The sequence below is a fragment of the Nesiotobacter zosterae genome (assembly GCF_033843645.1).
Classification (GTDB): domain Bacteria; phylum Pseudomonadota; class Alphaproteobacteria; order Rhizobiales; family Stappiaceae; genus Pseudovibrio; species Pseudovibrio zosterae.
The window spans coordinates 102,023-116,608 of record NZ_JAWXVZ010000002.1; the positions used below are offsets into that span (position 1 = coordinate 102,023).

Here is a 14,586-nt window from a genome sequence, read left to right on the forward strand (position 1 = left end):
ATGCATGGGTTTAGTTACCTGCTTCACTTGATTTGATCAAGACAGAAGATTTGCCACCATGCGATCCTAGTGGAAAACGCCATGCCGCTTTGAGTGCAGCTTCAGTGGCAATCAGGCTCCACATGCCGCCCAGTAGCAAGAAAAAGTGGCGCCAGTGGTTTGTGTCAATGATGAGCCCAACAAGAACATGAACCAGGAATGCCGCATAGAAACATACGACGTATTTCTGGTAGGGGCGGGGCTGAAAAATGAGGGCAGTCGCTTTCCAAAGGGTGATGCCGATGAGCGTTACATAGGCAAACCCGCCAAGCCAGCCGTACGTCGTGAACCCCTTGAGGTAGACGTTGTGCTCTTCTTCGGGGAAGTAATCGGTAAAAGCGCCGATGCCAAGACCCAGGGGGCGTTCGGTGACCATTTCAAAGCCGAGAATATGGCGGGCAAAGCGGCCAACGCGGGCGCTGTCATAGGAGTGCACCAGTTTGGCGCGCTCGAAGAACATATTAGCGATCTCATCAATGCTGAGTGCAATGGCAAACAGCACAACGGCGGCAATAAACACAAGGCCCAAAAGGCCGAGCATACGGGTACGCCGTCCCTTTCGGGGTTCATTGATGAAGACGAGGAGAAACACCATTCCACCTGACAACACCAGCATGCCCCAGGCCGCTCGAGAAAAACTCAGGAAAATGCCCAGAACCAGTACCATGAGCAGTGCCAGACGGAAGAGCGAGGTCTTCAGCGGCTTTGTGAGAATGTCATAGGTGAGAAACAAAGCCGGCAGCAGCAGGAATGGGCCGTAAACGTTCGGATCTTTGAAGGCGGCTTTTGCCCGCCCATATCGCGTGAAGAGCTCATAGGCGTTTGGAAAAAGATCCAGATACCCAACAATGCCTGCACATGCTGATAGGAGGCCTGCAAATATGTAGGCGCGCTCCAGCGTCTTCATGCGGTTCAGTTCTTTGGTCAGGAGAGCTGCATAAAGAAATGCGGAGAGGACTAGAAAGGTGGAAATGGCAATGTAGCGGGTGGCAACGCCCAGATCTCCGGAAACGGTGATTGTGAGGATTCCGCCCGTGATCCACATGCCCAACAGCAAGAGGAGCGGGGTGTGGCTGCGCCTCAGTTCCAGGCCGGCAAACGCGTAAAGACCAACCAATCCAAGCACCATCAGGTCGTAAGGTGCTGGCTCGACCATCACCATCCCACTGACGGAAATCAGCAGGAAAAGCGATAGCCGGACAATCGCCTCCAATGGGATCCGCAGAACCCAATGCCCGCTGCGACTGCCAGCGTCCATATGGTTGGCGGCATGGGTCAATACGCGTTCTCTGTATTTAGCAAACTGATGGGTGTGCGGAAGAGGATGTAAAGGTCGAAAAGGACCGACCAGTTTTCGATGTAGTAGATATCGTGCTCGACACGCTTCTGGATCTTTTCTGCCGTGTCGGTTTCTCCACGCCAGCCATTGATCTGCGCCCAGCCGGTAACACCGGGCTTGACCTTGTGACGGGCAAAGTACCCATCCACGACTTGCTCGTAGAGCTTGTTATCAGCCTGGGCGGACAGGGCATGAGGGCGCGGCCCAACAAGGGACAAGGAGCCGCTCAGGACGTTGAACAGCTGAGGGAGTTCGTCAATGGACGTCTTGCGAATGAAGCGGCCGATCTTGGTCACACGGCTGTCGTTCTTGGTGACAAGTTTGCTGGCATTGGTGTCCGTCTGGTCCGTATACATGGACCGAAACTTGAATACCTCGATCAGCTCATTGTTAAAGCCGTAGCGCTTTTGCCGAAAGAGGATCGGCCCAGGGCTGTCCAGTCGTATGGCTATCGCTGTCACGATCATTATGGGGGAAAGGCAAAGCAATGCGATTACCGCGAAGGTCAGGTCAAAAATGCGTTTGAGGATGGTGTCCCAGTCGGTGATCGGCTTTTGGGCCACGTCAACGAAAGGCACGGTGCCCACAAAAGAAGACGCGCGATTGCGGAACTGCAGCTTGTCGGCGTGGGCAGATAGGCGAATGTCGACGGGAAGCACCCAGAGTTTGCGCATGAGCTCAAGGATGCGCTGTTCCGCCCGCATTGGGATTGTCACCAGTAGCATGTCGATATGTGCGATGCGGGCAAACTCAACCAGGTCGGAAACGGTGCCAAGCTTCGGGTAGCCGGCCACCGAGGGCGGGGAACGATCGTTGTTGCGATCATCGAAGATGCCGCAGATGTCGATGTCGTTGTGGGCGTGGCGCTCAAGTTCGGCGATCAGTTCTGCTGCGGCATTGCCGCCGCCGATGAGCACGGCACGCCGGTTGAGGCGGCCTTCGCGCATCCATCTGCCAACCAGCAAGCGAAGCACAACCCGGCCCGCAATTAGGCCCGCCAAACCAATCACAAACCATTTGGAAAGAAGATCTACAGGGATCTTGTCAGCTGGGACGACCAAAAGGGCCAAGGCGAACAAACCTGCAAACACCAGCGCCCACGACACCGCGGCACGCATGACTTGTTCAAGACCGCGGCGCATGATGGTCGGCTGGTAGAGATCTGCGATCTGGAACAAGACAAGCGCCATCAACGGTGCAGCAGCGAGGGCGAACAGTGTGTTGGTATCAGGAACAAGGGCACCCTGTGAGATGACAAAGGCGGCAAAGCCACTGCCAACAACGACCAGAGCATCATAGAGGCGCGTTGAGCCATCGAGCACCTTTCGTGAGATCGTGTCGTGTTGAAGGCTGGCCGCGACCTCAAGCGCCTCAGCAGAAAGGTGAGGGTGTTGTGGCAGAGATCGAAATTCCTCTGGCAGCAAGGTGCGGGCGCTCTGGGGAAAGTCGGTATGTGTAGTCATTTTGCATCGACCTTTGGGTGAGCTCAGGCGTGGCGACCGCTCGCAGCGCGGGAGCGGCGGGCCTGCGTGTGCGCTTCTTGGGAATGAAGCGGCGGATGGTAGAGAGTGGTTATCTCTTCAGCCATGCGGCTGGCATTGAAGCGTGTGTGAACCGAATGCTTCAAGTCATTGAGTTCTTTTAGATATGCTGGATCGCGGCGGGCGGCGTGTTCCATTGCTGTTGCAAGTTGCTCAACGCTTCCCGGCGGGACGAGAAGGTGCTCGTGACCGGCGTAGACTTCTGGAATGCCGCCCACATTGGTGGCGATGAGCGGTTTCCCCGCTGCAATCATTTCGAGAACTGCATAGGGAAATGCTTCTGCTCGGGATGGCATGACGCCCGTCTTGCCAAGACGGAACGCCTGAGCGGCCGGGAGACGCCCGTGGAAGTGAACATGCTCGTCAAGTTCGAGATCCGCAACCTGTGCCTTGTAGGCATCCATGTCAGGGCCATCGCCAACGATAGCAAGAGTGTGGTTCTTACCGGTTCGATGATTAAGCAACTTCAGCGCGCTAATCAGAACGTCTGTCCCCTTCAAGTCGCGAAGTTCGCCGAAGTATAGAAAATCTTCTGCCTCAGAAAGGCACAGGGTCGGCTCAAACTCGCGTTCATGCAGGCCGTTATGGACAATTTTAAAGAATGAGGATGGATCACCCACCTTGGAGCGGTAGGTATTCTCTTCAGAGCGAGAGACAAAGCAAATGGCATCTGTGAAGGCCCGCAGCGCTTTCTCCAGACCCAGGTAAATCCGACCCTTGAGCGCAGTGCTGTCAAAGTGCAAGCTGCCGCCGTGGGGGCTGTAGATACGCTTGAGTTTGCCCTTGCGCCCTGCGGACAGTGTCCCGGCAAGGCGGGCGTAAACGCCGCCCTTGGCGCCGTGACCATGAACCACATCAGCCTTGATCAAAGACAGCGTTCTCATTGTTTTTAAAAGTGTAACAGCGTCGTTGGGGGAGACGGATCGCGGCATCGGGAAGCGGTACACACCGAGTTGGAACTGATAGGCATGCTGGGCGAGTGCCTGCTTGGCACTTTCTCCGCCTGTTTCGCTGTCACAGATCAGCCCGACAGCATGCCCCATTCGGGCTTGCTCACTGGCGAGGTCCAGAACGTGACGAAATGCACCTCCAACGGGCGCGCGCAAGCAGTGCAGAATCCTGAGCTGTGATGCGCTCATTCCCACCTCCACAATCGACCAGACCTGCAGCAGTGGCCTAGCCATTTCTCATTAGATAAAATTATCTAATCCAGATAAGTGGGATTCGCGTTAAAAGAGAGGGATAACAAACGGTAAACGTGTGTCTGATGCACTTCAATGGTGTTGTGGACGCTGCGTCAGAACAGGCGCTCGCGGATGTAGAGCGTGTCGCCGGGCTTCAGCGGATCCGTGATTGGTACGCGCCCCTGAAGGATTTCACCGTTCATTTGCCGGGTGATGTCGACATCAAGTTGGTTTGCGCGGGCCGTAAAGCCGCCTGCGGTTGCAATGGCGTTTTGCGCTGTCATACCAGCAATGTAAGCGTACTGACCGGCATTCCGAACTTCGCCCATGATGAAAATCGGTCGATACTCTGCCACTTCCACAGAGACGTCGGGCTCGCGAATGAAGCCGTTTCGAAGCTTCGCTTCAATGGTGTTTGCCAACTGGGCTGGCGTTTGACCCTTGGCCTTTAGTGTGCCGATCAGCGGAACGGACATGTTGCCGGTCTGATCAATGCTATAGGTGTTGGAAAGTTCCGGTTGTCCGAAAACGGTGACGCGTACGCGATCACTTGTCTCAAAGGTGTAGGGCTGAAGAAGACTCTCATGAAATGCTTCGGGAGGCTGCCGGTAACCACTGCACCCACCCAGCACAACCGCGCATAGCGCAAGCGCAAGCAATTTGTTCTTCATTGAAGCGTCCCCACGGAAATTACTGCAGATTTTGGCGTTTCAGGGTAAATATTCTCTAAATGAAGCTGTTCGTTGCCCCCGACTTATCAGGGAAATTCTTGCCGAAGTCTAAACCTGAGATAAATATTTGGCGCTTTTGTTTAACTGATTGGTTACCCTGTTTATGCATTGTTTTACACGTGAGTTTTTTGCGTATGTAACGAGGGTTCCACAGTGCCGCAGGAAGATGTTTTTCTGGATATGAGTATCCTGCTGAAGAAAGTTTTCAGGGCCATGCTCTGGCTTCTTCCTCTCTCTGTGCTGGTGGGCCTTTGCGTTCTCGTGGCATCGCAGTTTCTTCCCGTTAAATACACCAGTGAGTCTCGTGTTCTGATAGATACGGCCAATCTGGTCTATCCCAGCAGCAATGGCGCGGGGGAGAGCGAACGGGCACTTCTTGATGAGCAGGGCATTGTCAGTCAGGTCCAACTCATGAACTCTCGCGATCTCGCGCGCCGGGTTGTCAAGGAACTCGATCTTACGAGGGATTCAGGTTTTGTTTCAGAAAAAGAACCAGGCTTGAGCGAACGCCTCCTTTCAGCTCTGGGCGTGTCTGCTGGCAACGAAGAAATCAGCCTTGAAGAACGCGCTCTTGAAAAGCTGATGAAGGGACTTGAAGTCTACCGCGTTGATGGTTCGCGTGTGATTTCTGTTGCGTTTACAGGAAAGGACCCGGAGCTGGCAGCGCGGATCGCAAATGAAGTCGTCAGCCAGTATCGGTCCTTGCAAAATGCTGCCAAGCAGGAAGCCAACGCAGATGCAGCACAGGCACTGGCACCACAGGTGGAACGCCTGCGCCGGGACGTTGAACAGGCTCAGCGCCGGGTAGAAGAGTTTCGGGCAAGCGCTGACCTGCTGATGGGTTCTGAAAACCGGACGCTCACACAACAGCGCATGACCGAGCTGAGCTCGCAGGTGTCTGATGCGCTGGCTCGTCAGTCTGAAGCTGAAGCGCGTGCAGATCTTATTCGCGGTCTTTTGCAGAACGGCGGAGATCTGGAAACGGCCTCTGAGGTTCTGAGTTCTCAGCTCATCCAGCGTTTGCGTGAGCGACAGATCGAACTGCAAACCCGCATTGCAGAGCTTTCGACCACGCTTTTGCCAAACCATCCGCAGGTGCGCTCGCTGCGTTCTCAGTTGGCCGGTTATGACAATCAAATCCGTGCGGAAGCCGAGAAGATCATGCAAGGGCTTGAGAACGAAGCCAAGGTTGCCCAGCAGCGGGTCGCTGATCTGAATGAGAACCTTGATGAGCTGAAAACGCAGGCGGCCCGTTCCGGGGCTGATCAAGTGCGCTTGCAAGAGCTGGAGCGTGAGGCTCAGGCAAAAGCGGAGCAACTCGGTTCAGTTCTGACGCGCCTGCGTGAAGCGGAGGTTCTGCAAGGTGCTGGCATCCTGAATGCCGACGCGCGTGTCATTTCCCGTGCTACTCCGCCCATTCAGCGCTCGGGTGTAAAGCCTACGGCGTTGGCCGCGATCTTCGCTTTTGCAACTCTGTTCTTGGGGTCGGTTTTTGTTATTGTGCGGGCGCTGGTCAACGGTGATGTGCTGCGCCGTGAGCTTTATACAGTTCCGGCCGTTTCGTCGGCTACGCCTGTTGTTGCCAAAGGTCTTGAGAAAACCCGCCCGACTGAAACAGTGGTTGAAGCTGTGGTCCGGTCCTACGCGAATGAAGAACCGGCTGTTGAAGCCGAGCCTATCGAAGCCGTGGAGGCCACCACCGAAGAGGGTGAACTGGCAGCTCCAAAGGAAGAGCAGGTCGTTACCGCTCAGCAGGAGCGGAGCGCAGGGCAGGCGATGAGAAATGCCGTTGCAAGTGCAGGCGGTGCTGTTCAGCGTATCGTCGTGTTGAGTGTGGATAGTTCAAAGCTGTCCAATCAAGTGGCATTTGAGTGTACGCGGCGGATTGCGAAGTCTGGCATCATGCCGTTGTTCCTTGAGGTGCGTTCCGAGGTTGAAGAACACGAGGCGCTGGCGGTCGACGTTGAAGTGGAAGTGGCTCTGCCGACAACTCGCGATATTGACGGGCCTGGCTTTGCTGAGTTGCTGCAGGGCTCTGCGGCTTTCACCAAGGTGATCCATCGTGACCCTGTTTCCCGCGCGCATGTCATTCCCGCGGGTGAAGCACCGATTGGCGATGATGTCGTCATGGGTGGGCGCTACGACCTGATCATGGAAGCTCTGGACCTGACCTATGATGTCATCGTTGCGGATATTGGTTTGATTGAGCCAAGCTTGATCAGCGCTCAAATGCTCTCTGAAGCTGACCGGGTGATTGTGGCTACCGATGGGTCTCCGGCTGGACCAGAGTTGGAGCGTGCGCTTTCAGTTTTGGAAAAGCACACGGATGCGCCTGTCGAAGTAGAGTGCATCAAGAATGTTTCTGAGACCGGGCGCTTGTCTTCGGATATGGCGGCATAGAGCCGGAAGAGGGGCGGAGAGGGGTTAAAGCCCCATCCGCCTGAAAAAACCACGCATCTTCTTGTAGGTTCGCCAAAAGCCCGGAGACTTTCTAAGGTGGCGCTTCACTGCCAGTTTGAGATCCCAATAAGATGCGATCAGTGCGCCGCCGGGCGTTAGGGGCGTGATCCAGTCACACAAGTAGACTGGTTCAGCCCAAGCTTTCTTGAAGCGCTCTTCTCCAAGCCCCATGTCAAACACCTGAAGACCGCGATTGCACATGTCTTCGATAACAGCATGCATGAGGTGATCGCCTGGGCTAAGTGTCAAATGCGCATCCATCCGGATCGATGTGCAATAGCAGTAGTATCGGCCACCAAGGATCAGCCCAAGAACGGTGGCTATGATTTCACCATCGAGCCTGAGTGTATGGACAACAGGTTCATAAGCGCGCCTGCGGTTGTCGCGGCATTCCAGCGCAAAGACTTCATGGAGATATCGTTCGTGGCATGAACTGCGAAACGCGGTGGGAACGCCCGTTTTTTTCTGACGCACCCAGCGCTGATCGATTGTTGCTTGCACGGCTTCCCGGTGGCCTTGGGCAGTTTGCTCTGCTCCAATGGTGAGAGTACCTGAGGCTTCCAGTTTGCGACGTTTGGCGGTCAGTTTCTTTCGGGCCGCCTTGCTTCGTCTGGCGGCATAGAAACGCTGGAAGTCGGGTTCAAGCTTAAAGGGAAAGATCGGGTTGGTGCTGCGGGCCATGTGTTGGCGCCATAGCGGGAATGGTCTGCCATCAAGTTCTTCAGGCATGTTACGCAGGCAGATGATATCGACGCCTGCTGCGCGCAATGCGGCCTCAATGCGAGGGAGAAGATCTATTGATCGGTCAGTGCCTATGAGAGCTGACGACCATGTGCCCGTGTTCTGATTGTTGTAGCATTCACCCATCCAGCAGGCGACTGTCTGCCCCCAAGTGTGATGAAGCGCAATCGGGAGCAGAAAAGCGGGTTGACCGTCAAGTCGGCCGATAAGGAAGAGCCCACGGACTGCATCTTCTGACGGGGCAATCTTCTCAAGCCAAGGTATGACCCAAGCGCTGGAGCTGTAGGCGCTTTGTGCGGCCTTGTTTTCCAGTTGATGCCAATAGGCTGTCGCTTCTTGTAGGGACCATAGCAGTTCGATCTCCAAACCAGAGATTGGAGATGCATCTGGCGCTTGGTCGGCCTCATCTGAGGCTTGGTCAAGAAGTATGCTCACCTGGGCCATCAGTTTAAAACACTAGGAAAATTTTAAATCTATTCGGCGAACACTCTTAAACGAACAATTGTAAATAATTACTAATGAAATACTCAGCATCAGGGTTGGTACCAAAGAATGAATCGGCGCGACAAACTGATTGCCCTTGCTGGGCGTTTGCTCTCCATGTCTGGCCTTGGCAAGGTGCTGGCACGACCTACCAAGGGAATGGGGGTGATCTTTACCTTGCACCGGGTCCTGCCGGAATCAGATCGTCCGTTTCAACCCAATGGCATGTTGGAGGTCACACCAGAGTTCCTGGAGGCAATGATCCTTCAAGTTCGAGAAGAGGGGCTTGAGTTTGTCTCTCTCACTGAGGCCATGGAGCGGTTGCAGTTGGGCGCGCGGTACACCGGGCCTCGGTTTGTTGCGCTGACTTTCGATGATGGCTACAGGGACAATCTTGAGATCGCTTATCCTGTTCTCAAGCACCACGGCGTTCCCTTCACCGTTTTCATCACAAGCGGTTTTTGCGACCGGTCCTCTGAGATCTGGTGGGTGGCGTTGGAACGTCTCATTGCGGATCGGGACGTATTTGAGCTGCATGACGATGTTGTTTTAAGCTCATATCCCTGTTGCACGGTCGAGGAGAAGCAAGCGGCCTTTACTGAAGCGCGACACTTCCTGATGAATGAGGTCGATGAAAATGCGCAGCGACGTATCTTGAGAGCGACCGCCGGCTACTATGATTTTGATCTGAAAGCTCTGTGCGAGGAACTGGTTCTTTCATGGGAGGAACTGAGAGAGTGGGGCAATGACCCACTTGTTTCCTTCGGCGCTCATACAGCAACACATGCGGCCCTTGAGCGTCTGGACGAGACGCAGCTGAAACAGGAAGTCCTTGGCGGTGTTGACCGGATGGTTGCAGAGCTTGGCATGGCGCCCAAACATTTTGCCTATCCCTATGGTTTTGCGGGGGCGGCTGACCAAAAGGCTTTCAGTGTGTTGCGGTCCCTTGGCTATGATTGCTGCGTAACGACGAGGCCGGGCATGATCAAGGCATCCCATTATTCGGGTCGGGAGCAGCTGCCGCGTGTCTCTTTGAACGGCTACCATCAAAGCCGCGAGATGGTTTCGCTTTTCCTCACGGGACTGCCGTTTGCGTTGTACAATCTCGTTTCAAAGCTTCGCGGCAAGATCGCCTGATGTGACCTATAGGTCAGACCATTGACCCAGTTTTGCAGTTCCACCAAGACACCTAAGTCTGCCCACTATATGCTTTTGCTTATTTGGGAGTTTAGGGAGAAGGCAAATGCCTCAGATCGGTGATGTTGTCATCCTAGATGGCGTTAGAACAGCAGTGGGTTCCTATGGCGGTAGCCTTGCATCCATGCGGCCCATCGAGACCGGAACGCTGGTTGCCAAGGAGGCGATCCAGCGCTCGGGCGTTGAGGCTGCTGAGGTAGATCACGCCGTGTTTGGTCATATCGTGACCACGGGCGATGAAGATGTGTACTTGTCGCGCGCTGTTGCGCTGAATGCAGGCATGGCTGAGTCATCCAAGGCCATGAACGTCAACCGACTTTGCGGCTCCGCAATCCAGTCCATCGTCAGTGCGACCCAGCTTCTTGCCCTTGGCGACAGCAAGATTGCGCTTGCCGGTGGTGCAGAGAGCATGAGCAATGGCGTCTACTTTCTCGACAAGGCCCGCTTCGGCTATCGCATGGGCCACGGCGAAGTGAAGGACATCATGCTCGCCGCGCTTCATGATCCGTTCAAGAAGGAACACATGGGCATAACGGCAGAGCGTATTGCAGATCGCTACGGCTTTAGCCGTGAAGAAATGGATGCGTATGCTGTAGAAAGCCATGTTCGTGCGAAGAATGCCATTGAAGCAGGTTACTTTAAGGACCAGATCCTGCCCGTTTCCGTTAAGCAGGGTCGCAAGCAGTTCGTTTTTGATCAGGATGAACATGTGCGCTTTGATGCCTCGCTCGAAGGCATGGCCAAGCTCCGTCCAGCTTTCAGGAAAGAAGGTTCTGTGACTGCGGGCAATGCGTCTGGCGTCAACGATGGGGCAGCCGCTCTTGTGCTCTCCACCATGGACGAAGCCTCAAAGCGTAATCTCAAGCCGCGTGCTCGTATCGTTTCCTACGGTTTTGGAGGTGTGGACCCTGACGTCATGGGCCTCGGCCCCATCTGCGCCGTGCCTGAGGCCATGGCGAAGGCAGGCCTTTCGGTCGCCGATATGGATGTGATTGAGTCGAACGAAGCGTTTGCGGTTCAGGCCATGGCAGTAGCCAAGGATCTGGAGTTTGATCCGGCCAAGGTAAACCCAAATGGTGGCGCAGTTGCATTGGGCCATCCCGTTGGTGCTACCGGTTCCATTATCACGCTCAAGCTCTTGAGTGAACTGGAGCGGACCGGAGGGCGCTACGGCCTTGCGACCATGTGCATTGGTGGCGGGCAGGGCATTGCTCTTATCATTGAGCGCCTGGGATAACTCTCGGGACTGGCGGAGCGTGCCCGTTGGTGGTGCGCTACGCCAGTTCTTTGCTTTGCCTTACTGCTGTGTATCGGTGGTCTTATACATCCACTTGATTATGAAGGCCGCCGGTACGGTCCATATAAGACCTGCAATTGCAAAGAAGACAAATTGAAGGGCCCAATGTTTGCCCTGCATGGTGATGTCGCCGATGACCATTGCCACAAAGCAGTAAACCACCACAAACGTCACCAGAAAGACCATCCCAATAAAGCGCCTAAGGCTGCTTGGCATTTCCATGCTCCCCTATGCCGACTTTACTCAGGGCTGCTGAGCTCGTGCCGACTGTTTTCTTGGCTATAAGACCATTTTGCAAATGGCGATTACGAAAAATCCCTTATAGCCTGTCTCAAGATCCTAGGTGGCCTATATAGCGAAAAAGATCAAGCCGACAGACAAAAACGAATGAAAACAGCTTCATATTCACACGATCCGCTGGGTGAGCTGGAGCGCAAGCGGCGCCCGGTCAGATACTGGCTTTACGCGATCTGCTTCATGATCCTTTGCATGGTTGTGGTCGGCGGTGCGACACGCCTGACGGAATCAGGTCTCTCAATCACGGAGTGGAAACCCATCCACGGGGTCATTCCTCCGCTCACGACTGAAGAGTGGCTGGAGGAACTGGAGAAGTATCGTCAAATCCCAGAGTATCAGCTCATCAACAAGGGCATGTCTCTTGAGGAGTTCAAGTTCATCTTCTGGTGGGAGTGGGGGCACAGATTGCTCGGAAGAGCGATCGGCGTCGCGTTCTTTGTGCCATTGGTGTTTTTCTGGTTGCGCGGCAATCTCGAGCCATGGCTCAAGCCGCGGCTGGTGGTGGGCTTCTTTCTTGGTGGGCTGCAGGGCGCCATTGGATGGTGGATGGTTGCCTCAGGGCTCGTCAATCGCGTTGATGTGAGCCAGTATCGCTTGGCGATCCACCTTACGCTCGCCTGTGTCATTTTTGGCTATCTGCTCTACATCGCCCGGCTTCTGGCTCCAACACAGCTATCGCAGAGGGTAGAGGAGCGGCAGGCTGACGTGAGCAACTTTGGTTTGGCATGGTTCATCATGCTGCTGGTCTTCGCTCAGATCTTTCTGGGCGGCCTTGTTGCCGGTTTGAATGCGGGGCTTGCCTACAACACATGGCCCTTGATGGATGGCGAGTTCATTCCCGATGGCCTTCTCATCATGAGCCCTTGGTATTTGAACTTCTTTGAGAATGTTCTGACCGTTCAGTTCCAACACCGCATGATGGCCTACTTCCTTACCGCAGTCATTGCCTATCAAACTGTACTGGTGCTGCGGGCTTCGACCAGTTCAGGGCTTAAGCGCAATGCCGTGTGGCTCGTTACTGCCATTGCGGTTCAGGTGCTCTTGGGTGTTCTGACAATCCTGAGCAATGTTGAGCTCTACCGCGCATTGGCGCATCAGGCAGTTGCGGTGTTTGTTCTCGGCTTTGCGGTTGAACAGGTATGCCTCATCCAGAAGGAACGCGCCGGCATGAAAAAGTCGCCCGAAACGTTGAAGGCGATATCAGCCTGACGCCAGCACATGTGGCAAATAGAAAAGGGCGGCCCTGAGCCGCCCTTGGTCCTCCGGAGAGATCCGTATTTTTAAAGCGCAGACAGGGCCTGATTGAGGTCTGCGATGATGTCTTCAACATCTTCAATGCCAATGGAGACACGAACTACGTCCGGACCTGCACCTGCGGCTGATTTTTGTTCATCCGTCAGCTGGCGGTGTGTGGTGGAAGCTGGATGAATGACCAGTGAGCGGGTGTCGCCGATGTTGGCAAGGTGGGAGAACAGCTCAAGGTTCTTTACGAGGTTCACACCCGCGTCGTAGCCCCCTTTAAGGCCGAAGGTGAAGACCGCACCAGCACCTTTCGGGCAATACTTCTGCTTCATCGCATTGAACGGGTCGTTCGGCAGGCCTGCATAGGATACCCACTCAACAGCGGAATGGGTCTGCAGGAACTCGGCAACCCTCTGCGCGTTGTCACTGTGACGCTGCATGCGCAGGGCCAGCGTTTCGATGCCGGTAAGGAGATTGAAGGCGTTTTGCGGAGAGATTGCTGGTCCGAGATCGCGAAGGCCAAGAACACGGCAGCAGATCGCAAAGGCGATGTTGCCGAATGTCTTGTTCAGGACAACGCCGTTGTACTCTGGGCGTGGTTCGGTAAGCATTGGGAACTTGTCTGATGCGCCCCAATCGAATGTGCCGCCGTCAACAATTGCGCCGCCCATTGAGTTACCATGGCCGCCCATGAACTTGGTGAGGGAGTGGAGGACGATATCCGCACCATGTTTGAGAGGCTGACACAGGTATGGGGTTGCCATTGTGTTGTCGACGATCAGCGGTACGCCTGCTTCATGTGCGACCGCCGCAATGCTTTCGATGTCCATGACAACGCCGCCCGGGTTGGCAAGGCTTTCGATGAAAATCGCGCGGGTGTTTTCGTCAATTGCAGCCTTGAAGCTTGCTGCATCAAGGTTCTCCGCCCACTTCACACCCCAGCCGAAGTTCTTGAAAGAGTGTGTCAGCTGGTTGATGGAGCCGCCGTACAGACGCTTTGCCGCAACGATGTTGCAGCCCGGTGCCATCAGGGAGTGGAACGCGAGCAGCTGAGCTGAGTGACCCGATGCCACTGCAAGCGCCGCTGTTCCGCCTTCCAGAGCAGCCACACGCTGTTCGAGGACGTCGGTGGTTGGATTGGTGATACGGGTGTAGATATTGCCAAAGGCCTGCAGGCCAAACAGCGCTGCTGCGTGGTCCACATCATCAAAGACGAACGATGTTGTTTGATAGATCGGCGTAGCTCGCGCGCCGGTTGTCGGGTCAGGCTTGGCACCTGCGTGTACGGCAAGTGTGTCAAAGCCCTTGGATTGATCGCTCATTGAATGTCCTCCGTTAAGACCGAGAGATGATGATGGCCCTATGGCGAGCACAGACGTTGGAAAGTCCGTTCTGCGTGAGTGTTTTACACTCTTGTGTTTAGAAATCGCCGTGGGGACTATGCCTATAAATGCGTAGCATTTGCAAGCGCTGCTGGGGCGTGCGCTGCAATTTCTAAGGCTTTGAGAACTCAGCTAAAGGTTGAGCTCAGCTTCATCAGAAAAAAGCCCCACCATTTGGCGGGGCTGTGTCGTTTTGGGTGACGCTTTTGACGCTGCTAGGCAATTTCTAGGCGCTTGATCTCGATCTTTGGACATCGATCCATGACGACTTTCACACCCGCGTCTTCAGCCTTCTTCGCAGCCTCTTCGTTGATGATTTGCAGCTGCATCCAGATCGCCTTCGGGGGTGTTGCGAGCTCCAGTGCCTCATCGGTGACAGCACCAGCAGCTTCCGCATTCCGGAAGATATCAACCATATCGATGGCTTCAGGTACCTGGGCAAGCGAGGCGAGAACATCCATTCCCAACAGCTTCTGGCCAGCAAGGCCCGGATTAATTGGATAGACCTTGTACCCTTTGCTCTGAAGAAACTTCATGACTTCATGGCTGGGCCGGTCTTCCTTGGCGCTAGCACCAACCAAGGCAATGGTTTTGGTGTCTTTCAGGATCTGTCCAATAAAGTCGTCGCTATAAGTCAGTGTGCTCATATGTTC

At 54.8% G+C, this 14,586-nt stretch carries 12 protein-coding genes; 4 read left to right on the plus strand and 8 right to left on the minus strand.

Annotated features, from left to right (window positions below):
- Positions 1-10: 10 nt before the first annotated feature.
- The 4 genes from Q3Y58_RS03430 to Q3Y58_RS03445 form a co-directional block, all read right to left on the minus strand.
- A complete protein-coding gene (locus Q3Y58_RS03430; protein WP_319621044.1) occupies positions 11-1,318 on the minus strand; it encodes an O-antigen ligase family protein in 1,308 nt (435 codons plus the stop codon).
- Complete coding sequence (locus Q3Y58_RS03435) at positions 1,315-2,841, minus strand: undecaprenyl-phosphate glucose phosphotransferase (protein ID WP_319621045.1); 1,527 nt, start codon at positions 2,839-2,841, stop codon at positions 1,315-1,317. Before Q3Y58_RS03435 ends, Q3Y58_RS03430 begins: the two co-directional genes overlap by 4 nt.
- A 23-nt stretch (positions 2,842-2,864) precedes the next feature.
- A complete protein-coding gene (locus tag Q3Y58_RS03440) occupies positions 2,865-4,058 on the minus strand; it encodes a glycosyltransferase family 4 protein (protein WP_319621046.1) in 1,194 nt (397 codons plus the stop codon).
- 158 nt (positions 4,059-4,216) lie between these two features.
- Entirely contained in the window at positions 4,217-4,774 is a 558-nt protein-coding gene (locus Q3Y58_RS03445; protein ID WP_319621047.1) for a polysaccharide biosynthesis/export family protein, read from the minus strand.
- A gap of 240 nt (positions 4,775-5,014) precedes the next feature.
- On the opposite strand from Q3Y58_RS03445, the gene Q3Y58_RS03450 reads away from it, so the two are divergent.
- Complete coding sequence (locus tag Q3Y58_RS03450; protein WP_319621048.1) at positions 5,015-7,234, plus strand: GumC family protein; 2,220 nt, start codon at positions 5,015-5,017, stop codon at positions 7,232-7,234.
- A 24-nt stretch (positions 7,235-7,258) separates the two neighbouring features.
- Here the strand turns inward: Q3Y58_RS03450 and Q3Y58_RS03455 are convergent, their stop codons facing one another.
- Complete coding sequence (locus Q3Y58_RS03455) at positions 7,259-8,470, minus strand: GNAT family N-acetyltransferase (RefSeq protein WP_319621049.1); 1,212 nt, start codon at positions 8,468-8,470, stop codon at positions 7,259-7,261.
- 117 nt (positions 8,471-8,587) lie between these two features.
- On the opposite strand from Q3Y58_RS03455, the gene Q3Y58_RS03460 reads away from it, so the two are divergent.
- Complete coding sequence (locus Q3Y58_RS03460) at positions 8,588-9,655, plus strand: polysaccharide deacetylase family protein (RefSeq protein WP_319621050.1); 1,068 nt, start codon at positions 8,588-8,590, stop codon at positions 9,653-9,655.
- Positions 9,656-9,761: 106 nt separating this feature from the next.
- The gene (gene bktB, locus Q3Y58_RS03465) at positions 9,762-10,952 is read left to right on the plus strand and encodes a beta-ketothiolase BktB (RefSeq protein WP_274216510.1); all 1,191 of its coding nucleotides are present in this window, start codon (positions 9,762-9,764) and stop codon (positions 10,950-10,952) included.
- A 60-nt stretch (positions 10,953-11,012) separates the two neighbouring features.
- Here the strand turns inward: bktB and Q3Y58_RS03470 are convergent, their stop codons facing one another.
- Entirely contained in the window at positions 11,013-11,228 is a 216-nt protein-coding gene (locus Q3Y58_RS03470; RefSeq protein ID WP_274216511.1) for a DUF2842 domain-containing protein, read from the minus strand.
- Between the two features lie 171 nt (positions 11,229-11,399).
- Here Q3Y58_RS03470 and Q3Y58_RS03475 point away from each other — a divergent pair, with 171 nt between their 5' ends.
- Positions 11,400-12,518 (plus strand): COX15/CtaA family protein, encoded by a 1,119-nt coding sequence (locus tag Q3Y58_RS03475; protein WP_319621051.1) that lies wholly within the window; start codon positions 11,400-11,402, stop codon positions 12,516-12,518.
- 71 nt (positions 12,519-12,589) lie between these two features.
- Here Q3Y58_RS03475 and Q3Y58_RS03480 read toward each other — a convergent pair whose 3' ends face one another.
- Positions 12,590-13,873 carry an O-acetylhomoserine aminocarboxypropyltransferase gene (locus tag Q3Y58_RS03480; RefSeq protein WP_319621052.1) on the minus strand — a complete coding sequence of 428 codons (1,284 nt, stop codon included), beginning with the start codon at positions 13,871-13,873 and terminating at the stop codon, positions 12,590-12,592.
- Between the two features lie 275 nt (positions 13,874-14,148).
- Positions 14,149-14,580, minus strand: coding sequence for a CoA-binding protein (locus Q3Y58_RS03485; RefSeq protein ID WP_319621053.1), 432 nt, complete (start codon positions 14,578-14,580; stop codon positions 14,149-14,151).
- Positions 14,581-14,586: the final 6 nt, after the last annotated feature.

Excerpts from the sequence above, each read along its gene's own strand:
- Q3Y58_RS03445 (WP_319621047.1), bottom strand. The coding sequence starts at position 4,774 with ATGAAGAACAAATTGCTTGCGCTTGCGCTATGCGCGGTTGTGCTGGGT.
- Q3Y58_RS03485 (WP_319621053.1), bottom strand. The coding sequence starts at position 14,580 with ATGAGCACACTGACTTATAGCGACGACTTTATTGGACAGATCCTGAAA.
- Q3Y58_RS03450 (WP_319621048.1), top strand. The coding sequence starts at position 5,015 with ATGAGTATCCTGCTGAAGAAAGTTTTCAGGGCCATGCTCTGGCTTCTT.
- Q3Y58_RS03480 (WP_319621052.1), bottom strand. The coding sequence starts at position 13,873 with ATGAGCGATCAATCCAAGGGCTTTGACACACTTGCCGTACACGCAGGT.
- Q3Y58_RS03470 (WP_274216511.1), bottom strand. The coding sequence starts at position 11,228 with ATGCCAAGCAGCCTTAGGCGCTTTATTGGGATGGTCTTTCTGGTGACG.
- Q3Y58_RS03435 (WP_319621045.1), bottom strand. The coding sequence starts at position 2,841 with ATGACTACACATACCGACTTTCCCCAGAGCGCCCGCACCTTGCTGCCA.
- Q3Y58_RS03475 (WP_319621051.1), top strand. The coding sequence starts at position 11,400 with ATGAAAACAGCTTCATATTCACACGATCCGCTGGGTGAGCTGGAGCGC.
- Q3Y58_RS03440 (WP_319621046.1), bottom strand. The coding sequence starts at position 4,058 with ATGAGCGCATCACAGCTCAGGATTCTGCACTGCTTGCGCGCGCCCGTT.
- Q3Y58_RS03460 (WP_319621050.1), top strand. The coding sequence starts at position 8,588 with ATGAATCGGCGCGACAAACTGATTGCCCTTGCTGGGCGTTTGCTCTCC.
- bktB (WP_274216510.1), top strand. The coding sequence starts at position 9,762 with ATGCCTCAGATCGGTGATGTTGTCATCCTAGATGGCGTTAGAACAGCA.